Here is a 22,148-nt window from a genome sequence, read left to right as displayed (position 1 = left end):
TTAATTTTCTTCTAATTCAAATTCACTTCATAAATCAATTAAAGAAATTAACACATCAGCTTTAACCAAACTTATTAATAATTCTTCTGATTTTAAATCATCATATTTAAAAATAATTTTTAAAATACCAATCAAAAGTTTGCTTGCTTCTCTTAAGTCATTAAGATTTGTTTCTTCTTGAGCTATTTTTAAAATCTTTAAAATTTCATTATCTTGTTTTGGCTGTTGTTCAAAAATAATTAAAGCTTTTGCATATAATTCATTTATTTTAGCAATGATAATAGTTTTATAGTTTTCAAATATTTCATAATCATCATTTACAACTTTACTTTCAATAAGTTTTTGAACTTCTTCAATATGATTAAACAAAAATTCATTTTCATGCAAAAATTCAGAAGTTAGGGTTGCTGAATACAATGAAATTAAAGTTTCGTACTTATCTTCAATTTCAAGTTTTGATATAGTTTTTTTAATTTCAGGTGCTTGTTTTTTTAATTCATCAAATAAATTACGTAGTTCAGACAATTCTTCAACTTCATTGAATTTATCTATTAAATTTATAAAGTCTTTATTAATAGAACTACTTTTTTCTAATTCGTATTCAATTTCTTCTAAGTTTGAAATTATTATTGACAAACTTGGCTCTAAAAAATCTATTTCAACTTCTTTATTCATGATGTACCTCTTTATATTTAAATTATATATAATTATACCAAACAAAACTTTTAAATATTTTAAAGGAGTATTATGATTCAATATTATAAACTGCAAATAACTGATAAAAATGTTTTAGATAATCTTGATAAAGTAACACCGTGATGAACTAGAAAAGTTGATAATAAATTAAAAAAGTCAAGAAATATGATTCTTAAATTTGGGTTAAATCCAAATGACTTTATAAAATTTTCAAAATCTTCTGAAACTGATTATGAAGGTTTAATAGCTGGTGTTAATAATTATTTAAACTTTTATATTCCAAAAATAAAAATAATTGTAAGTAATAGAGTTGCTTTCAAAAAGTTTGATAACTCTATTATTAATTACATGAATTTGAATGGATATGTAAGTGCAATTCAAACAATAGCTGAGTTCTACTATTCAAATAAAGATGACGAATTTAACCAAATAACTAAAATAAATGCTGTTAAGTTTGCAAATAATAAAAATTTTGAAAAATGAAAACGTTATCAAAAAGAAGTTATATCAAATTTTGGTGGAAATGATGAAATTAAAAATAATCTTAAAAAGATTTTTAGTGAGGTTATTGAGTTTAAAAAAGATTTATTTGATCCAAGAGTTATTATTGGTGTTATTGTTAAATATTCTTCAAGACTGTTTAAAGCTAATGAAATTACAGAACAACAATTTTTAAACTTAATGTATTTTTCTTATTTACAATTAAGCTACATTGAAGGTTTTATTGATATTTACATTGTATTTTTAAATAACTTAAAATAATCAAAAAATTAAATTAATTTATTATTATTAAAAAAATCAAAGAGGGAAATTAAAATGTTGCAAAGAAATTTTTTTCATTCATTTTTAGGTTGAGTGATTTTATATTTCTTAACAGAATTTATTTTTTGTTCTATTACATCTTATTTAATATTGCACAGTTTTGAAGAAGGAAAATATAATAAAATGTAATATGATTTTTTAAACCACCTATTTTAGCAATGATTTATGCCATTCCATTGATCTTTTTATTATTTTCATATTTAAAAGTTTTTAAATTAAAAAAGAAAAGCATAATAACTGAATAAATAATAACAAAACAAAAAGTTTTCCTAAATATTGGAAAACTTTTTTAATTTAATTACTTGAATTTACGGTTTTGTTTTTGCTTGTAGATTCTTTTTTCTTTTTTATTCATGTGGTATTCACGTTTTCTAGCTTCAGCTTTTTGAGCAGATGCTACTTTTTGAAAACGCTTAAGTGCTTTTTCAATTGATTCACCTTCATGTACTTTAATACTTGCCATTTAATTATTCACCCGCTTTTCAATAGATTATTAAAATTATATCTTAAATTTTAAAAAAAATTCAAGATATAAAAGTTATTTTTAATTTTATTATATAAATCAAAGTAACTTTTTGTTTTGTTTTTTTCTAACTAATAAAATTGGAATTGTAATTACAAACCCAATTATTAAAAGAATAGTAAAAAAGAAAATCATACAAAACTTATTGGCTTCTTTTCTTAACAATAATTGTTGTTCAATAGTTACTATTTCATAACCATAATAAGCATCAATATTACCTTTTCTTTTGTAATTAAAAATTAGAGCTAAAATGTGAAAAACTATTGTAACTCCCAAGATAACTAAACATATTATCACAGTTGTATTAATGTTTGGTGACTTGATGGCTTGATTAATTCCAAATAAAACACCAGCAATGATACTTGAATATAAATATATTGTTATACATATTCAATTTAAGTAAATGTAATTTTTAATTATTTTTTTATATGTATTTAATAAAAACAAAGGAATTCTTTCTCTTCCCATGATCAATTCAGCTCTATATCTTTTGATATCAGAAGTTAAATGACTCAAGCGAATAAGATTAACAATAATTACAATAATTGGCAGCGCTATGCCTGTAATAGTTATGCCCGGGTGTGGCATTGAACTTTTATTAATGCCTAAAGCAACATCTTTTGTTGCAAAATATAGCGCTAAAAAGAAGGTTGATAAAAATAAAACTATTATGCTTAATAAAATAGAAAGAGTTAACTTATATTTTTCCATTCTAATTTCTTTTGCAATACTTGAATGAATTTCAACACTATCAAGTTCCTCTTTAGAAAAATCTGGTACAACATTTACGTAACGTTCATTTTGATTTTTATTCAAATTAATGTTTTGATCTACAGAATCTTTAAATTGTTTTCCAACTTCCAATGGATTAGATTCTTTATTATCTATGTTCATAAGTTCTTTATCCATTGTCTACCTCTTTTTCTTCTATATTTTTAATTCTATATTTTTTTACAATAGAATTTATTTCTTCATCAATTTTATTTATTTCTAAATCATTTCTACTGCTATCATTAATTCCTTTTTTCTTTTTGAAGATTAAGTTTAAAATAAATATTACTAAAGATAAAACCAACAAACTCATAAAGATAATAAATATTGTTAAAAATGAAATATTTGTTCCGAATATTGTAATAGGTTTAAAGAAATTATTCATGTTACCTCCTTATCATAATTATTTTTTTTGTATTATTTTTAAATAAAGCTCATCGAGTTGTTGTTGTGCAACATTACCTGGGGCATGGTTCATTAAATCATGTGCTTTTGAATTTTTTGGAAAAGCAATTACATCCCTAATTGAGTCAGTATGAGCTAAAATCATAGTTAATCTATCAATTCCAAGTCCAAAACCTGCATGAATTGGAGCCCCATATTTATAAGCATTTATAAATCAACCAAAATTATTGTCGATTGTTTTTTGATCTAGTCCAATAGCTTCAAACATTCTAGTTTGAACTTCAGGATTTGTAATTCGAACAGAGCCACTGCCTAATTCAAATCCATTTAAAACTAAATCATAAGAATCAGCAATTGCATTTTGCTTATCGCTTTCGAAGTTTTCAATAGATGAACTGTGTGGCATTGTAAACGGATTATGAGCTGCTACAAATTTTTGTTCTTCTTCACTTCATTCAAATAAAGGAAAGTCGATAACTCACAAAAATTTATAATCATTTTTGTTAGTTAATCCTAATATTTCTGCTGCTTTATTTCTAACCACACCTAGCATCTCAGATACTTTTTGATATTTACCAAAATTCAACAAAATAGTTGCTTGATCTTTTATTTCAAATACCTTAATTAATTCTTCTTTTTCTTGATCACTTAAACTTGAAGCTAATGACCCAGATCAATTACCATTATCATGCTTAATAAAAGCAAGTGAATTAAATCCTTTTTGGTTAGCTGCTTCATTTAGTATTTCTAAATCTTTTTTAGACAATAAACTTTCAACCATAATTCCTCTAATAGAGTCAATAGATTTTATATTAGAAAAAAAATGAATATTAGTTGATTTGAATATTTCAGTTAAAGTTTTAAGATGTAAATTAAATCTTAAATCAGGCTTATCAACTCCATATACATCAATAGCTTCTTTGTAAGTCATTTTTAAAAACGCTTCATTGATATCAACATTAACTGTATTTTTAATAACTTTTTTAACAACCTTTTCAATAATTTCTTGAACTTGTGATGCACTTGAAAACGACATTTCCATATCTAATTGAGAAAATTCTGGTTGTCTATCAATTCTTAAATCTTCATCTCTAAAACATCTAGCAATTTGATAATATTTATCAAAACCACCAATCATCAATAGTTGTTTGTATAGCTGAGGTGATTGGGGTAAAGCATAAAAATTATTTGGATTAAGTCTTGAAGGAACTAAAAAATCTCTTGCACCCTCTGGAGTAGATTTACCAAATATAGGTGTCTCAACTTCTATAAAGCCAAGATTGTCAAATTCATTTCTAATAGTCTTATTTACTGTAGATCTTAAAATTAAATTTTTTTGAATAACAGGTCTTCTTAAATCTAAATATCTGTAAGACATTCTTGTATCTTCATTAACTTGAACTTCATCTTCAATAAGAAATGGTGTAATTTCACTCTTATTTATAATTTCTAATTCTTTTAATTCTATTTCAATTTCACCAGTGCTTAAGTTTAAATTTTTTGATTTTCTTTCAATTACAGTTCCAATGATTTTAATAACATACTCTGATTTTAAATCACTAAGCAAATCTTTTTTATGATCACTAACTAATATTTGAGTAACACCATACATGTCCTTTAAATCAATAAATGCCACTTGTCCAATATTACGAACTTTTTTAACTCATCCTTGAAGAATAACTTCTTCACCTTTATTTTTTATGCTAAGTTCACCACAATTGTGTGTTCGGTTCATTATTATTTACACCCTTTCTCTAATTTTAAATATGAGATTATTTCATCATATTTTACTTTTACAATTTTGTCTGATACTTTTGATTTTATTTCATATGAATTAGTACATATGCTTTCATCACCAATTATTATAAGATTTTTTGTTAAAACTTTTTCTGAAGCTTTAAATCCATTTTTAAGTTTAGAAATATTTCAGTTAGTATCAACAATTATACTTTCATCTCTCATTTCATTCATTAATTTATTAGTTATGATTCTTCCTTTATCTGAAATAGGAATAATAAAAACATCTAATTCATTATCCTCTATTTTTAAAGTTTGATTTTCTTCAATTAAAATCAGCATTCTTTCTCAACCAACTGCAAATCCAATAGCAGGGATTGAAGGTCCACCCATGTTTTCTACTAAATTATTATATCTTCCACCAGCAATAACTGCTTGACTAGTTTTGACATTTGTTACTTCAAAAACAATACCTGTATAATAGTCTAAACCTCGAACTAATTTTTCATTTATTTTGACGTTTACATTTAATGCTTTTAATTGGCTAACTATTTGTTCAAATCTTAACTTGTCTGTTTCATTAATGTACTTAGACATTTTAGGCAACTGTTTGTATTTGTAACCATCTATTTTACAATCTAAAACTCTTAAAATATTTTTTTCTTTTCTAGCTTCACAATCAGCACAAATTTCTTTAATTTTATTTACTTCGTCTAACAATGCGATTTCATATTTTTTTCTAGCATCACCACTAATCAAATAATTTATTTCAATAGATAATAATTGATCAACTTTACAAGTTTTAATGAATTTATTTGCTAATAAAATAATTTCAATATCTTGTTCTAGTGAATCATTGCCAAAAACTTCAATCCCAAATTGATTGAATTGCCTGTATCTTCCAGCTTGAGGTCTTTCATATCTAAAAGCTGGACCATTATAAAAGAATTTCAAAGGTAAATTTTCATTAGCATACATTTTGTTTTCAATAAAAGACCTAACAACTGGGGCTGTTAATTCAGGTCTTAAAACATTGATTCTTTTAGACTTATCTTCAAATTCAAACATTTCTTTTTGTACAACATCAGTTTCACTCCCAACACCACGAACAAAAACTTCTTTTGATTCAAAAATAGGAGTTATTATTTCATTAAAATTGTATTTTTTTAATACATCAATAAATTCATTGGATAATCATCTTCATTTTTTTGCTTCTTTTAAAAAAATATCTTGTGTCCCTTTTGGTTTTTGCATGAAAACTCCTTTTTAACTTACATTATTATAACATGGAGCTCTTTTAAAACAAAGATACTATATAAACGAATTTAGCCAAAATTAAAAATTATTCATGTTTTTAATAAATAAGTATTCAGCTATGTTTTCTTTATCAATATTTTGATTAATAATTCCTTTTTGTATTGTGTAAATTAACTTAATTTTTTCATTTAAAGATGCAACATTTAGATTGTTTGATAAAGCCAACTTAACTCTAAATGGGTGAGCCTTTAAACTAGATATTATTTCTTCTTTTGATAATAATTTTTCTTTTAAAATTTTTACATCTCTGAAAAAAACTAAATTAGTGTGTATCAAAGCAATTAAACCGATAATATCATCATTGATTAATAAATAATCTTTATACAAATTAATGAATTTTTTATTATCATTTTTAACAAAACTTTCTGCAAGTTCAAAAACATCATTTTCAATATATTTGCTAATATTAGCGTTTATTGTTTGCTTATTTATTTCAATCACTTCTAAATTTGATAGTTTATTTAATTCGTTAGAAAGACTCTGCATATCATTTGGGACTTTATTGTAAAGATAAGTTGCATTTTCTAAATCAATTTGTTTACCTTGTTTGAATAAAAACGTTTTAATATATTGAATAACTTGTGAATCATCCATCTTCTTAATGTGCATTAATTCTGCTTTTTGTTCAATATATTTACTTAATTTTAATCTTTTAGATATCTTATCAGTATTAAGTGTAAAAATTACAATATTGTCTGTAATGCTATCAATTATTTGATATATAAATTCTTCAGAATATGATTTATTTAAAGTTACTTTTTCTTCTGTAAAACATCATGCATCTTCAATTATTATTATTTTTTTATAACCAAATAAAGAAATCGTAACTAAACTATTGTAGATTTCATTTAAATTGTTGTAAATCAAAGAAAACTTTTCAACTTCATAACTTTGATCATTGTTTAATTGCTTAAGTAGTTTATTAAGAGTTTTTGATAACAAAAAGTGATCACTAGAATAAATGAAATGCATAACCCCTCCTTATATAAAATTATTTTAACTTATTATCATCATTTAATAATATAAAAAAATCATTTTGAGTTATTTTTCTCTATTTCATTTATGAATTTGTTATACTTTATATTGACTTAAAATAAAAATATTGAAAAGGAGTTGAAACTATGCCAAATATTAAATCACAAAAAAAACGTGTTTTAACTAATGAAAAATCAAGAGTAGAAAATAAAGCTATTAGATCAGAAATTAGAAGAGCAATTAAACATGCTAAACACGCTAAAAGTGAAGGAGCAGCTGATGCTCAAACTAAAATTACTCATGCTGTAAGCCTAATTGACAAAGGTTTAAAAAAAGGGATTTTAAAAGACAATAAAGCTGCTAGAGAAAAATCACGTTTAATGTCTGCTTAATTTTATAAGCATTTTATTTAAATTTAAAAAATAAGGTTAGTTCCTTATTTTTTTGTTATAGATTTACTTAAAATATTGAAAAATCAATTATTTTTACTTTGTGTAATAAAATAAGGAATTTTTAAAAAATTAAGATTATCAATAGTTTGCTTATGAGGAAAAATTTTATTTCCACCTTCATCAGTTCCACTTATAAATGCATTTTTTGGATTTATAAATTTTAAAAATTCTAAAGATGATGATGTTTTACTTCCGTGATGTCCAACTTGTAGTAAATCCACTCTTTTTAAATTTAAATAATTTATAAAATCTATTCTGTGCATTAAATGGTTTTCAGTGGGTTGTTCTGCATCACCCATAAATAAAGCTCTAAAGTTACCAACGTCTATAAAAGGAATGATGCTTTGATTATTTTCACTACTAGCTGATGGGTCATTAAAAAACCTTATAATAACATTTTTAATTTTATAAACTTCTTTGAAATTATCCTTATTTACAAATAAATTTATTTTGAAATTTTCTTGCAAACTAAATAAATTATTGTAATGGTCTTCGTGATAATGGGATATAGCAATCATATCTATTTTATTGATTCCATAATATTTTAAAAAACTTGTAACAAGTTCTGTACTTTTATTTTTTCCTGTCCCTGCATCAAAAATAATGGTCACATTATTTCATTTATTGTGATATACAAAAGAATTAGCGTTACCAACATTTAACATCGCAAGATTATGATTAGGTTTTAATAAATAAAGCAAAGATATTGCTAAAATGATTGTTATAAAGCTTATTATATTTGTTTTTAAATCTAGCAATTGTTTGTTGAATAAAACAGTCAAAACAATCATATAAGTTAATATAAATCAAATTTCTATTTTTCCAATATTAAAATTAATACCAAATTTTGTAATTCAACTAACAAGTCTGAATAAACTCAAATATAAGGCATTGTTGTTTACACCTATACCATCAAAAATTAAACTACAAACTCCAAAGATATTAAATATTGGTATTAGAATTAAAGCTATAAAGTTAGTCATGGGATTAATATTATAGTTAAAATACATATTTAAACCCATAAATAAAAAATAGAAAAAAATAAAGTTTAAATACTTTTTGTTTTTTTTAGGTAAAAAGCAAGATAAAGTATAAATAACACTTATATAGATAAAACCTGTTGAAAAAATATAATTTGGTTTTAAACAAATCATTAAATATATAGTTAGCAAATTTAAAATTTTATTACTTTTATTTTTATAGAGTGATTTTAAGATTCAAAATATTAAAATTCTTAACAATAACAAATTTTCTAATTGTAAATAAATTACAAGAGCTATAACTGTTAATATAATATTTTTAAAGTTAAATAATTTGTTTTTAGTTTTTTTAAAGCTAAGATTAATTAAAGGAATAAGTAATAAAATACAGGAATTTGAAATATAAGAAATATTATTTTCTATTAATAAGTTATTTAATTCTTTGGATTTAAATTTTTCTGGTAACCAAAAAAATCTAGTTAGATCTGAAAAACTAACTCTATTAAAAAGTCAAAAAATTACAGTTTTTAAATTTTTGCTTTCCACTTTTTTTATATCAGAAACTTTTAATTCATAAAAAACAAATTTTTTATTTAAAAATTTTACGAAATCAAATTCATAATAGTTGCTATTAGAAACAAGTTTTTTTACAAAACCATCAAATTTAAATTGATCGCCTATTTTTAAATCAACTGCTTTTGGTTTAGATAAATAAAAGTCAAAACTATTTCAACCAATAACAATGTAAGATTCTTTTACTTGTTTGATTTTGCATATACCTTCTATTTTTGTGTTATCTACATAATTAACGCTTTTTATTTTGAATAAAATAAAAAAAATAAATACAGGTAATAAAAAAACTAATAATGATTTAATTTTATTTTCCCCAATTGTTAAGTAGCCAATAAAAGTCACAATTCAAATTACCAAAAAATAAAAAGAATTATTAAATATAAAGCTATTAAAACAAAAAACTGAAATTAATAAAAAAATAGCCTTTCACACATTAGAATGAAATAATTTTACTAATTCCTTTTTCAAACAAAAATGGGTAGTTTTTTTCATCACAAAATTCCTTTACTTTATTTTTGATTTCATCACTTTGAATTTTTAATTTTAAAATTTGAAAAAGCTGATATTGCTCATAACTTGATAATAAAAAAATACTTAAGTGCTTCATTTCTAGTGAATCTAATCTTTTTTTAATTACAAATTTACTTTTGATGTCTAAATATATAGAATTAGTATTTAAATCAATTTTTAAAGGCTCAAATCAAGTTAAACTACTTTTGTGTTCAGCAAAATCTAGTCAATAAAATTTATATCTTTTTTTTAAAAGCTTTTCAGGGTACGAAAAATTTCTTATATTATGATTAAACTTATATCGCAATTCAAAGTAGTTGTAAGAATTATTTTTTACATAAATTTGAAATGGTAAAAATGAAAACATAATTAAAAGGGTAACAATGATCAATAAATTTTTTTTTCATATAGAATTATTAAAGAAATAAAAAAAATAACTACAACTAAGCAATTATTTTTTAATAATTTATTTTGATATTTTTGGAATAAATTAAGATTATTAAAAGAAAAAATATAAAATAAGTTTACAAATAATGCAAAAATGCATTGTCATACTGATTAAAGCAATTTTATTTTTGCAAACATTTTTTCTACATTTACAAAATTGATCATTTGAAAACTCTTTATTTTATTTATATTAATTTAGACAAAGTAGAAAGCTTTAAAAATATTTAAATTTTTAATTTCACTATTTAAAAATTCTTATTAAATTGTTTTGATTTAAAACATTAATAAGGTTTATAATTAATTTATAAAAGGAGATTTATGAGCAAAATTTATGAAGCAGAAATAAAAAATACAGGTGGTAGAACTGGTGAAGTATCATCACCTGATAATAAATTTAATTTAAAAGTTTCTTCACCAACTTTAAATGTCGAAGGCACAACTAACCCAGAACAATTATTTGCAGCTGGCTATAGTGCTTGTTTCAACGGGGCTTTACAAGCAGTTATGAATAAAAATAATTCAGTTTTTCCAAGCAATGTAACTGCTAAAGTATCATTACATCATAACGGAGATTTAAACTTCAATTTATCAGTTGAAATTATTGTTGAAATTGTGGGTATAGATCAAGAAATTGGGGAGAGATTAATGCATGAAGCAGATTTAGTTTGTCCTTATTCCAAAGCATTAAGAAATAATGTTGAAGTTAAATTACAATTAAAATAAAAAAGTTTCAAAGAAGAGAGTGCTATTAAAATAGTAAGAAAAAAATCATTACATTTTTATGTGAATACATTTTCCCAGTATACAAAGCATTTTTTTTAATAATAATTTATTCCATTTGTAAAATAGCTTTTTGTTTCGTTTAAGTAGCTGTAAGTTTGACAGTTGGATTTAGATTTAATTATAATGTAGTTGTAGTAATTTATATAGTTTTCACCAATTTGCTTAATTACATTCAAATCTTTTTATTGAAATACTTATGGTATTTCTTTTTAAGATCTAAAAGAACTTTTCAGAAGCTGTATTTTATTTATTGTTAGTTTTTGTTATTAACTCACTAAATAATAAAACTTTTTTCAGGTATGGGCTAAATATTTTCTGTTTAAGTTGCTTTTGAAAAATAGCTTTAACTTATATTTTGTACCAAGAGATCTAGATAAAGACTTTACTTGTTTACCATTTTGTTTTGTTGTTTAACTTTCTAGGGCAAAAAGTACATATATTCAAGATCTCAGCATCATAATCTAATTGCTTGAATAAGAAACTTTGTATTTATTTGATAACTACGAAAAAGATAATTTTATTTTCAAAATTTTCTTTTACTATATTTTTTTGTCTAGTTGATAAGATAAATGACTTACTTCGTTTAATATTTTAGATAAAAAAATCTCTTTATATACATTTTTAATGATAATGTTTTCTTTTATCATTTTGTATACTTAGAGAAATATATTCATATTTATTTATTAACACCTTTATTTCATTGTTGAATTAGTAATTATATTTTGTATTTATACCAGCAAAATTAATTTTACCTATTGTTCCTTTTTTATACTTTGGTTGAATTCCAATAAAAATGTTTTCTTCATCTGATTCATCCAACTCTCTTATATAATATCTATTTTGAGTTGTCTGACCAACTCTATATCAACTATTTTTATCAGTCGAATAATAAACTTGATAGTAATCAACTGCATCTTGGTTTTTATCTTCTCAATTAAATCTAATATTTACATTATTTTTTACTGATTCTCTCTTTACAACATATTCATTTTCGATAAAACTAATTCCATCATTAATAACATTATCAGTTTTGTTGGAATTTTTGTCAATTTTAAATCCACCTACATTAAAAATAAATTGATTCTCTGAACCTGTTGTGCCTGGATTAATTTGTATTCCTAATTTTGCAATTCTTTTGTCCTTTGAAATATTTTGTAGTTGAGATAGATTAGATGATATTTTAAATCAGCCATTTTTTTCCTCTTCAACTGTTGTTTCTAATACTAATGGTTTAGCATCATTATTTTCAGTAGTAGGATCAGATGTAATCGCAGTTATTTTAGTATTTTTGGCAATATTTTTAATATCTTCATTTGATGAACTTTCATTTGAGTCTTTATCAGTTGCTTTAACATAAAAACAAACTGTATAATCGTTTTTTTGTAAGTTTGTACCCATTATATTTCAATAATAAGGATTATTGATTCAATTTCCTGGTTTTACTGTTCCTTCTTTATCAAAATCATAACCATATCCAATTGCAAGTGAATTTCCTTTTTGGTATGCATCATAATAATCATAATATCCTGTTAATTGACCTGAATCAGTTATTTTACTTACATTTTTATCTCCGTCTGAGGTTGATATTTTAGTTGTGTCATCATTTTTTTCACTTGATCAAAAATCCCACTGATAAGTTGGCGCAACATCAGCTAATCGTGAATTAGTTCATGGGTAAATTTCTTGATTCATTATAGAACCATTAAGATCTCTATTAATAAATTGAATACCTGACCCAGTTGAAAAATAAGTTTCCAAAGTAGGGTCATTTTCAACTTCTTTTGTTTTTTCTTTATCTAGTTCACTATAATCATTTGGGATTATAGAATCTGCTATAACTGTTTTTTCTCAAAAAGCATTCCCTACACCATAACTATTGATTTTTTTACCTTCATTGCCTTTTTCTTTTTCACCCAAAGAAAACTCAGGTCGAGTTATTTTGTTTTTATCTTTTGCAAACTTAGTATATGAAAGTCTAGGATCATTTTGATAGATTCCTGCCACAGATTGCACACTTTGTGAAATTAATGTGTCATATCCATCAGCATCATTTTCTAAATAACTGTTACTTCCAAAAAATTGATACCCAGAGTATAGGTTAGCAACTTCTTGTTGCATTAAAAAAACTTTGTATTCATCAGTTTTGTTTTCAGAAGCATTTAAGTAGTAGTTTTTGAAATCTTTTGCATATTCATTGGCTCCACCTGAACCAAAAATTGAAAACGAGTTATTAGCTTTACCAAAACCAACATCATTTCCATTGGCATCTTTTGATTTTTGAAAGACTAAATTTCTTACATCATAATTACCTACACCTGGAATATTGGTGCTTTCATTTAAAAGTGAATAAATTGTTTTTCTTTTTGACTGATCACCATTTCAAACATTTGTTAAATATGCGTCATAATCAGAAACTAGATTATCATGATTAAAATCAAGCTGAATTTCACTTGCATACCTTGCTGCGTCAACAGTTTTTTTAGAAGTTGGTTTATTGTTTAAATGATCATAATCTAAAGAACCACTATTAGTATAGTGTACAATATTTAGTCTTTTGTTTAATTGAGGTTCTAAATCAATCGCTGTTTTATTGAAATCATCCATTATTTCATTAATTTCTGAGTTTTTAATAACATATCCATCACCTTGAGAACCATTTGCTTCATTATTAATCATTCATCCATCAAAATTGTATTTTAAACATTGTTCAATTAAGATATCAACTATTTTAAAATGTCCTGTAGAATCTTTTTCCAGTAAGTTTTTTAGAGATTCACGAGTTAAATCTTCTCAACCTGACATATATCAAAGACCTAATACAGGTATACCATTTTTATGCATATAATCTGTGTAATCAGCAAACGAAGCTGTTATTCAACCTTTATTTGTAATTGCAGGTCATGTGTACATTTCGTGAATGTATGAAAGGTTAGTTAGATTACCACCAAATGGGTTCTTAGTACCAACTATTGAACTTGAAGCATTTGAAGGATCATGAAACATATTAAAGAAGGTTTCTTTTTGTTGTGATTTAACGCTACTTTTTGCTACATAATTTCTCCCACGCAAACCATAAGAAGCTTGATTATATGATAAATCTAAATCTGAACCATCATTTCAGTTTAAAATAGAATTTATATATGAATGTTTTCTAGATTTTGAACTTAAACCAAAGTCTGATCACTTATTACCATTAGGTCTATATGATTTAATAACAGGTGCTCCTGTTGTTGCCTGTTTTTTAACAAAATTTGCTCCCTTATATGATGTTGAATATTTATCATAATTAAAAATTTTGTCAACAGGCCCTTGAATTGACGAAACTTCATTAATTTGCGAATTTTCCAGTTTCATTCCGTTTTTAATAAAATCATCATATTTTCAATTATACCCATCACCATCTTGAGTTTGACCTTTTGACCAATCAAAATCATCAAAGGCCTCTAGATAATTTCTTGTTGATGAATCCCCTATATCACATGCAAGAACATTAAGGGCAGTACTTGATATAATAAAAGTTGCTGTAATTAAAGAAAGTAGTTTTTTCATTATTCTTTACCTTTCTTATTAGAATTTTGAATTAGCAAGAAAAAAGCTAAAGTTCAAATTGTAGAAAAAATTGATGTCACAGGTAGGATCATTCATGTTTTATTAGTTAAAAATGTATAAGGAACTTCAAGGTTTGGGCTAACTATTGTTTCTAATAAATTGTAGCCTGCAAATGTAGTATTAGTAAATAATGAAATGAATAATCATTGAAAAGATTTAGTTGGTGTTAAATAACCAAAAATATTATAAATCATTTGTGCATATTTATTTGTCACTAAATTTACATCTAATACGACATCACCTAAAGCAAAGAATAATATTATTATAATAAAATTTATAGCTTGTATTAAAACTATTGATTTTATTTTTAGTGAACTAATATAACAGATATTAAATATTAAAAACAAATACAATGTAAAAAAGACTATCAATAATGTTATAGCAAATATTAGGTTTAAATATTCAATAAATTTCCCTTTTATTATGTAAAATCCTGCCATGTTTCAAAAAGTCATTGAAAAATTTTTGATTTCTAAAAAGCTATCAACTGTAAATAATGCCAATATTGAGCAAATAAGCGAAATTAATGTAAGTGTTGATATTGAAATAAAAATTGAAAAATAAATTTTAATCTTGCTTATTGAAAATATTTTTGATTGTTTTACTAAAACACTTTCTTTTCAATTGACTAAAGTTGAAGAAAAAGCAAATAAAGAAAAAGTAAAAGGTATTATTAACAGATTGTATATTTGGCCAGACTTTTCTCTATAATCACTTTGTCCAAAAGAAGTCTTTATTAGATAGATGGCTAAAATAATAAAAACTGGCAATATTATTGAAAATAAATAATTTCTAAAAGACTTAAAAGTTGATTTAAAAGTATAACGTAATACATTTTGAAATGGTATTTTATCTTTCATGTTTTTTCCTCTCTTATTTTCATTTGAAAAATTTCACTGATAAGTAATAAGTTGCAAGTATAAATATTATTGAAACTGTTAACAGAATTCATAAATTTGAAACAAATAGAGTTGTTTCACTATGAGATTCATCAAAAATTATTTGTTGTATTCCACCACTAAAATCAACAAAAGAATATGATGAAACAATTAATAAACTTCAAACTACATATTTTGAAATAAAAGCATACCCAAAATAATTAAATGTACCTCATCTAGCTGAAATAAATGAAGGGATAATTGTATCTGACATCACCAAGAACAGCAGAAAAATTATTAATGGTACTGATGTTCTAACATTTTTACTTTTAAATAAATCCGCTATTGCTGAAGAAAATAAAAATGAAGAACAAACACAAAGAAAAGATAAAGAAAAGAATCATATTCACATTCATCAATTTAAATCTATGATGTAGTAAAATTTTATTCTTATAAATATTAAGGATAATAAAAAAGTTGTAAATATTACAATAATTTCAGAAATAAATGCAAAGAAAACAGCACATAACATAAACGAAAATATTATTGATCACTTTTTAATACCTAAGAATTTGATTCTTTTTAAAAGTGAAGTGTCTTTTCACTCAATTAAAAATATAACAAAATATGCTGCCGAAACAAAAGAAGGAATGATAAATATCGCTAACATTTGAGGTGGTAATAATTCATATGTTCTAGAAAAAGTTGAATACCCTACAAAGCAAATAATTGTAATTATTAGTGAGCCAAGAATTATGAAAACTCATGCTCTTTCATTTTTAATTGAAGAAATAAAACTAGCTCTAAATACTTTTCTAAAGTTGTTAGAACTGCTCTTAAAAAATTCACTATAACTTGCTTTAGTCATTTATCTTTCCCTCAAAATATAAAGTTAAGAAATTTCTAATTGATCCATATTGCTTTTTTATTTCATTTACCGTTTTATCGATAAATATAGTTCCTTTATTTAGTACAACTATTCTTTTACAGATTTGTTCTATTTCTTCTGGAATATGAGATATAACTATTAAAGTAATTTTTTCATTTTTTCTCATTTTATCAAAGAAATTAATTAATTTAATTTGCATTTTTAAATCTAAACCTGTAATCAATTCGTCTAATATGAGCACACTTGGTTTATTAATAATGGATAGCATTGAATTAAATCTTTGTTGCTCCCCACTTGAACAATAAGATATTCTTTTTTTAATAATTGTAGTAACTTCGAATATATCTAATAAATTTTCAATATATTTATCTTTCTTTCAATTTTTACCAACAAAAAGATTTAATAAGTCAACTCCTCTAGTGTTGAAAGGCCAACTGCCACTTTGAAATTGCATACCGATTTTTTCTTGTAGTGAGTTATCTTTTTCGTTTTCTGAATTGTAGAAATTAATTTCTCCATTTGAAAAGTCACTAACTCCAGAAATTATTTCAACTAATGTTGTTTTACCTGCTCCATTAGCTCCTAAAATACCAATAGATTCTCCATCCTTAATATTTAAGTTAATTCCATCAAGAACAACATTTTGTCCATATTTTTTAGTAAGATTTTTTATTTCTATCATACTAGCTCATTTCCTCCATCGTAAACATTAATAAGTCTCAAGTTTTTTCAACAAAAGCACGCATTGATTTATTTAAATCAATTCAAGGATTAAACGATAGTCTTTCTCTATTTTCTATATTATTTTTTGTATCTTTTAAGTGTTCATCAACAATAGGTTTATTACTACTTTTGTCATATTCAATTTCATTATTTTGATCATAGCTTATATAAACTATTCTTTGATTATTATTTGCAACTGTAAAAACAAATATTCTTAAATCATAATATGCATTATATTTGTATGCATAATATAAAAGCGAACCGGGTGTTGTTCCTGAATATTTAAATGGATCATTAGCATCAGTTAAAGGACTACCTTTTTGATGATAGTTTGGAGATAGCGGATCAATAAAATCAATGTAATTTAAAGCGATTTCACAATAAATCTTAATAAAGTTATTTGCTATGTAGCAATTTAAATCAAGATCATTTGAATTATATTGATTTCAATCTCATAATTTATATTGAATATATTCCTCAGAATCAGATGATCTTACTTGAATTTCCAATTTATTTCTTCCATAGAATGGGTCATATAAATCAAGTATCTCATTATCTTTTTTTGCTTTAAAATATACTGGAATGTCACTATTTGGCTGGTTTACTACATTTTCACTTGTTATTAATTCTGTGGTTTTAAAGAAAATATTATCCGTTCCCTTTTTATTATTTAACTTAACATAATTTCTATTTTCGCCATCGGTGAAAGTATCATTTTCATCTGTGTATAAAATTTCAAGTCTCTTATCACTGTTACTTACATAAATAGTATAACCTGCATTTTCAAGTGCCGTAAAGTTGGCTATTTCATATCTACCAATTTCATGCATCTCTGTAGCTGTTGGTTTATTATGGCCCATAACTTGTAAACCTAAATAAACAGCATCAGTTAATTTTGTTTTTGTTGAAATCGGTTTTTTCTTAAAGTCGGCATTCATTATATTAATATCCTTATTTAAGATTCGATTTAATAATGATTCCATTTTTAGTTTGTATTTTCAATCATAAATAGCAGAAAATGAATCAGAATCACTTATCAATTTTTCTCAACTTTTCCTGTATAAAGGTGATAAAGGAATATCATTAAAATTTAAAAGGTTTTTCAACTGATTACCTGAAAATTTTCCTTCTTTTTTCACTGAGTTTTGTATTATAAAGTATATTGAATATATAGGTGAAGAACTTAAAATAAAAAATGCAGCCATAGTTGTTATTAAAAATTTATTTTTAAACATTTTATTTCCACCTTTTTAATAATTTTTAAGTTTAATTTTAACCATTAAAGATTATACAAAAAAAGTGATTAAAAATGGTAAGTATGATATAAAAAATTAAAAAGCGCTAGATTTTACTATTCAACTCTTAAACTTAACATTTTCTTAAGTCTTTGAAAAGGGTTGGGGTTTCCAACCATAAGTACAGAATTTATAAGTGTGAAGTGGAAATGATTTTTGGGTTTAAACCATTTAAAATGAAGTTATTTTGTTTTAAATACTCTATAAAAAAAGGATTTCTTTATGAAAAGCCAGCTTTTTAGATATTATAATAATTTTTTGGTACATGCAGTATTTACTTTTTTATTATCTTTTTGAAAGACTAAAAGAGAATTTATAAAAAACCAAAATCAAGAGATAAATAAAGATTTTTGAAAATAGATATTTTAAATTAGTAATGAAAAATAATCTATATAGAGTGTTACTAAAAAAGTAAGTGCTTAAAAAGTCGCCTATTTTTCTTATATATTTTTATAATGATTAATTTTTAACTTTTTTTAAAATCTCTTCAATTCTGTTTGCATTTTCCAAACTTGTATCATATTCAAATTTTAATTCAGGAACTGTTCTAGTATCTAATTTTTTAGATAATTTCATTCTAATTAATTTAATATTAGTGTCTAATTCATTTTGGATTAATTCTTTTGTTATTCCTTTTATTGGTAAAAACGATCAAAATACTTTTGCAATTTCACTATCATTTGTTAGTCTAACTTCAGCAATCGATACTGCACTTAGAACATCATTTTTTAGTTCTCTTTCCAAAATCATTGTTAATTCTCTTAAGATTGTAGATTCTTTTCTACCTTTAATTTTATTGTTAGCCATAAAACACCTTTTTCTATTTAAATTAATTATATAAGATTTTTAACTACATTCAAAATTTCATTACCAGCTATTTTTATAAATTCGTTAAATTGCACTGCATTACTATCTTCTGTACCAATAACATCACTTATTACCTTTATTGAAATAAATGGTTTTTGGTAAATATAAGCTGTTTGTGCATACCCAAAACATTCCATGTCTAGTACACTTATCATGCTTGGTATTTTTTTTATATGTTTGTTTACTTGTTCAATATCATTAATAAAAATATCTGATGACGCAATATTTTTATTAATATATTTTTCTTTCAAATCATTGCTTGCAGATTCATAGAATTTAGGCATTTTTGGGATTTGTCCATAATCATAACCAAAAACTGTAGCATCAGCTGCGCTATTAAAAATTTTATTTATTCAAACTATATCTTTTTGTTTTAAACTTGAATCACAAGCTCCACTAGTTCCAATATTTATAACTTGTGATATTTCATAATTGTTTAATACATAGCTTAAGCCCACAGCTGCATTAATTAAACCAATTCCTGTAACACAAAATAATATTTTTTCATTTTCATATATATTACAAATTGAATTTTCGATTTTTTTAGCTTTGAAATAATCAATACTTGTTTGAAGTTCTTCAAACATAGCTCCAATAATTAATTTCATCTTTTATCCCCTTTTAAATATTTTTTAGCTGTTTTTAAAATATTTTTTCCTAAGTTATTAACATCTTGATTTTTAGTTGCATTTATTAATTGTTGTTCTAATAATAACTTAAATCCGTTTTTTAAATCTTTAAAACATTCTGCTCTAAAGAAATTAACATTTTCATAATTACGTTCCTTTGATATTTTATCAGCACAAAATACAACCATATCTAAATCAGTCATTTTATCACTTCCAACAGTGTGATTAAAAACTGCGTTTAAGATTTCTTGGTCTGTGATCAATCAATCATATTTTAAATGAAGAGCTCCAGTATATGAATGTCAAACAGGAAATGGTTCTGCTATTAATTCTGGGTTATACTTGTTTAAATATTCTAATTGTCTATCTTTGGGTCATCTTTTGGTAACATCATGCAAAGTTCCTGCAATTCTTGCTTTGTGTACATTTACTTTGTGTTTAATTGCCAACAAATAAGCCATATCCCCAACATTTATACAATGCTGGTATCTTTCTTCATCTAAAAACGGTTCTAGTCTTTTATTCAAATAAAGTAAATGATCGTTTATATACTGATTAATTCTTTTATCTTGGTTTTTGATATCAACTAATTTGCGAATGTTAGTTGAGCTTAAAAAAGTGTTTTTAAAATCATATATTTTAAAGTTATATTTTTTTGCAATATTACTTTTAAAATTTTCACTTCTTTTGAAAACAACAAATTCAACTAAATCAATTAGCTCATAAAAATTATTTCACTCTTCTAATCTATCCAAGTTATCAGTCCCAATAACAAAAGCAAACTCATATTCAGGATAAATACTTTTAAAGTGCTTCACAGTCTCAATTGTTGGGGTTGGCTTATTATTATTAATTTCAAATTCTTGTATTTTAATAAAATCATAACCTTCAATCATAATATTTAACATTTCAATTCTATGTTTGTTCGTTGTATTAACAGATATTTTAAAAGGTGATAAAAACGTTGGGATCATTCAAATTTCATCAAATTTTAAATCTTCTTTACAAGCTAAAGCCATGCTTAAATGATCAGTGTGTACTGGATCAAAACTTCCCCCAAACAATGCAATTCTTTTTTTTGTATTATTTTTCATTTCTTCACTCTTCGTTCATTATATAATCAGCACCTTTTTGAACTTCTGTTTTACTCAAACCTGGATAATCTCATTGTCTTAATATTTCATAAACAACAATACCTACAGTATTAGCTAAATTAATACTTCTGGTTTGCTCTGACATAGGTAATCTAAATGTTTTATCAAAGTTCTCTTTAAGGATTTGTTTATCAATTCCTGTTGATTCTTTCCCAAACATTACAAAAACTTCTTCATTATTTTCATTAAAATCATAATCACTGTGTGTGTTTTTACCATATCTTGAAATACAATATAAATTTATATTTTTATTTTGTGATTCAAAATCGTTTCAGTCATCATAAAGTTTATAGTCAACTAAATCAAATGTTCCAGCACTAGCACGATTAAGTTCTTCTTTTTTAAAAATAAAACCTAATGGTTCAATAATATGCAAAACAGAATTAGTAGCTACACAAGTTCTAATAATTGCTGCTACATTTTGTGCAATTTCAGGTTCAAATAAAACAACATTAACTTTTTTATTAATACTCATATTCAAATTCCTTACTTTCTATAAAGTCTATTAACTTTTTTACAGCAATACCTCTTGCTGATATTTTTCTTTTTAATTCACTTGATAATTCTGCAAAATAAACATTAAACTGATCTGGTTTAAAAATTCAATCATATGCAAAAGTATCATTACCTTTTATTATTTTATCACCTAGTTGACCTTCACACAAACCAGTGAAAATGTATTGTTTATTTAAAGTGTGATTATATAAAACTAAACAAGTTGTAAAATTGGCTTTTAAATTACTCATATTTGTTTCTTTTTTAATTTTTGCCAATAATAATTCACACAATTTTTCATCATCACTTACAGGATATGCCCACCTTTTAGAAAGAACTCCTGGAAATCCATTTAAAGCATCAACACAAAAACCAGAATCATCTGATATAACTCACCCGTCAACAACTTCACTTAAGCTCTTAGCTTTTATTATTGCATTAGCTTCAAATGTATCACCATTTTCTTCTGGTTCCACATAATCAGGCAATTCATCTAAGAACTTAATATCAAACAAGCCCAAAAGACTTTTAATATCTTTTATTTTACCTTTATTGGAGCTAGCAAATCATAATGTTTTCTTATTCATTTAATTCCTTTTTGTCTATTAAATATATAAT

Annotated in this window: 22 protein-coding genes; 3 read left to right on the top strand and 19 right to left on the bottom strand. The window is 24.2% G+C overall.

All coding sequences use genetic code 4. From position 1 onward, the window contains the following. Entirely contained in the window at positions 1–675 is a 675-nt protein-coding gene (locus MCORR_RS03235) for a hypothetical protein (RefSeq protein ID WP_104208136.1), read from the bottom strand. 72 nt (positions 676–747) lie between these two features. Here MCORR_RS03235 and MCORR_RS03230 point away from each other — a divergent pair, with 72 nt between their 5' ends. Beyond that, positions 748–1,458: a hypothetical protein gene (locus tag MCORR_RS03230; protein WP_104208135.1), complete on the top strand. Its 711-nt coding sequence runs from the start codon at positions 748–750 to the stop codon at positions 1,456–1,458. Between the two features lie 358 nt (positions 1,459–1,816). On the opposite strand, the gene rpsU is transcribed toward MCORR_RS03230, so the two are convergent. The 6 genes from rpsU to holA form a co-directional block, all read right to left on the bottom strand. Then, on the bottom strand, positions 1,817–1,981 hold the full coding sequence (rpsU, locus tag MCORR_RS03225) for a 30S ribosomal protein S21 (protein WP_104205679.1): 165 nt from the start codon (positions 1,979–1,981) through the stop codon (positions 1,817–1,819). 90 nt (positions 1,982–2,071) lie between these two features. Then, positions 2,072–2,950, bottom strand: coding sequence for an MSC_0882 family membrane protein (locus MCORR_RS03220; RefSeq protein WP_104208134.1), 879 nt, complete (start codon positions 2,948–2,950; stop codon positions 2,072–2,074). Further along, positions 2,943–3,197, bottom strand: coding sequence for a TIGR04561 family membrane protein (locus tag MCORR_RS03215; protein WP_104208133.1), 255 nt, complete (start codon positions 3,195–3,197; stop codon positions 2,943–2,945). Before MCORR_RS03215 ends, MCORR_RS03220 begins: the two co-directional genes overlap by 8 nt. Positions 3,198–3,215: 18 nt before the next feature. After that, positions 3,216–4,952 (bottom strand): aspartate--tRNA ligase, encoded by a 1,737-nt coding sequence (gene aspS, locus MCORR_RS03210; protein ID WP_104208132.1) that lies wholly within the window; start codon positions 4,950–4,952, stop codon positions 3,216–3,218. A 2-nt stretch (positions 4,953–4,954) separates the two neighbouring features. Further along, complete coding sequence (gene hisS, locus MCORR_RS03205; protein WP_104208131.1) at positions 4,955–6,208, bottom strand: histidine--tRNA ligase; 1,254 nt, start codon at positions 6,206–6,208, stop codon at positions 4,955–4,957. 81 nt (positions 6,209–6,289) lie between these two features. Next, positions 6,290–7,243, bottom strand: coding sequence for a DNA polymerase III subunit delta (gene holA, locus MCORR_RS03200; RefSeq protein WP_104208130.1), 954 nt, complete (start codon positions 7,241–7,243; stop codon positions 6,290–6,292). A gap of 149 nt (positions 7,244–7,392) precedes the next feature. Here holA and rpsT point away from each other — a divergent pair, with 149 nt between their 5' ends. Next, positions 7,393–7,638 (top strand): 30S ribosomal protein S20, encoded by a 246-nt coding sequence (rpsT, locus tag MCORR_RS03195; RefSeq protein ID WP_104208129.1) that lies wholly within the window; start codon positions 7,393–7,395, stop codon positions 7,636–7,638. A 44-nt stretch (positions 7,639–7,682) separates the two neighbouring features. Here rpsT and MCORR_RS03190 read toward each other — a convergent pair whose 3' ends face one another. Together MCORR_RS03190 and MCORR_RS03800 are read right to left on the bottom strand one after the other, a co-directional pair. After that, positions 7,683–9,593, bottom strand: a complete 1,911-nt coding sequence (locus tag MCORR_RS03190; protein ID WP_181021223.1) for an MBL fold metallo-hydrolase — start codon at positions 9,591–9,593, stop codon at positions 7,683–7,685. A gap of 91 nt (positions 9,594–9,684) precedes the next feature. After that, positions 9,685–10,128, bottom strand: a complete 444-nt coding sequence (locus tag MCORR_RS03800; RefSeq protein ID WP_104208127.1) for a hypothetical protein — start codon at positions 10,126–10,128, stop codon at positions 9,685–9,687. 398 nt (positions 10,129–10,526) lie between these two features. Between MCORR_RS03800 and MCORR_RS03180 the strand changes: the two genes are divergently transcribed. Further along, positions 10,527–10,931, top strand: a complete 405-nt coding sequence (locus MCORR_RS03180) for an organic hydroperoxide resistance protein (RefSeq protein ID WP_104205670.1) — start codon at positions 10,527–10,529, stop codon at positions 10,929–10,931. Positions 10,932–11,699: 768 nt separating this feature from the next. On the opposite strand, the gene MCORR_RS03175 is transcribed toward MCORR_RS03180, so the two are convergent. From MCORR_RS03175 to MCORR_RS03130, 10 genes are all read right to left on the bottom strand, one after another. Beyond that, positions 11,700–14,540, bottom strand: coding sequence for an endo-beta-N-acetylglucosaminidase (locus MCORR_RS03175; RefSeq protein WP_104208126.1), 2,841 nt, complete (start codon positions 14,538–14,540; stop codon positions 11,700–11,702). Then, complete coding sequence (locus MCORR_RS03170) at positions 14,540–15,460, bottom strand: hypothetical protein (RefSeq protein ID WP_104208125.1); 921 nt, start codon at positions 15,458–15,460, stop codon at positions 14,540–14,542. Before MCORR_RS03170 ends, MCORR_RS03175 begins: the two co-directional genes overlap by 1 nt. A gap of 13 nt (positions 15,461–15,473) precedes the next feature. Further along, complete coding sequence (locus MCORR_RS03165; protein ID WP_104208124.1) at positions 15,474–16,346, bottom strand: hypothetical protein; 873 nt, start codon at positions 16,344–16,346, stop codon at positions 15,474–15,476. Beyond that, positions 16,339–17,049, bottom strand: coding sequence for an ATP-binding cassette domain-containing protein (locus tag MCORR_RS03160; protein WP_104205666.1), 711 nt, complete (start codon positions 17,047–17,049; stop codon positions 16,339–16,341). Before MCORR_RS03160 ends, MCORR_RS03165 begins: the two co-directional genes overlap by 8 nt. Position 17,050: 1 nt before the next feature. Further along, a complete protein-coding gene (locus tag MCORR_RS03155) occupies positions 17,051–18,325 on the bottom strand; it encodes a hypothetical protein (RefSeq protein WP_104208123.1) in 1,275 nt (424 codons plus the stop codon). Between the two features lie 519 nt (positions 18,326–18,844). After that, positions 18,845–19,192, bottom strand: coding sequence for a 30S ribosome-binding factor RbfA (rbfA, locus tag MCORR_RS03150; RefSeq protein ID WP_104208122.1), 348 nt, complete (start codon positions 19,190–19,192; stop codon positions 18,845–18,847). 26 nt (positions 19,193–19,218) lie between these two features. Then, positions 19,219–19,860, bottom strand: coding sequence for a 5'-methylthioadenosine/S-adenosylhomocysteine nucleosidase (gene mtnN / locus MCORR_RS03145; RefSeq protein ID WP_104208121.1), 642 nt, complete (start codon positions 19,858–19,860; stop codon positions 19,219–19,221). Beyond that, positions 19,851–20,975, bottom strand: coding sequence for a nicotinate-nucleotide adenylyltransferase (locus MCORR_RS03140; protein ID WP_104208120.1), 1,125 nt, complete (start codon positions 20,973–20,975; stop codon positions 19,851–19,853). Before MCORR_RS03140 ends, mtnN begins: the two co-directional genes overlap by 10 nt. After that, complete coding sequence (locus MCORR_RS03135; RefSeq protein WP_219818484.1) at positions 20,965–21,510, bottom strand: tRNA (cytidine(34)-2'-O)-methyltransferase; 546 nt, start codon at positions 21,508–21,510, stop codon at positions 20,965–20,967. Before MCORR_RS03135 ends, MCORR_RS03140 begins: the two co-directional genes overlap by 11 nt. Further along, on the bottom strand, positions 21,500–22,117 hold the full coding sequence (locus MCORR_RS03130) for a non-canonical purine NTP pyrophosphatase (RefSeq protein ID WP_104205661.1): 618 nt from the start codon (positions 22,115–22,117) through the stop codon (positions 21,500–21,502). Before MCORR_RS03130 ends, MCORR_RS03135 begins: the two co-directional genes overlap by 11 nt. Positions 22,118–22,148 lie beyond the last annotated feature (31 nt).

This window comes from Mesoplasma corruscae (genome assembly GCF_002930145.1).
Classification (GTDB): Bacteria; Bacillota_I; Bacilli_A; order Mycoplasmatales; family Mycoplasmataceae; genus Entomoplasma; species Entomoplasma ellychniae.
This window is presented reverse-complemented; position numbering and strand designations above follow the sequence as displayed.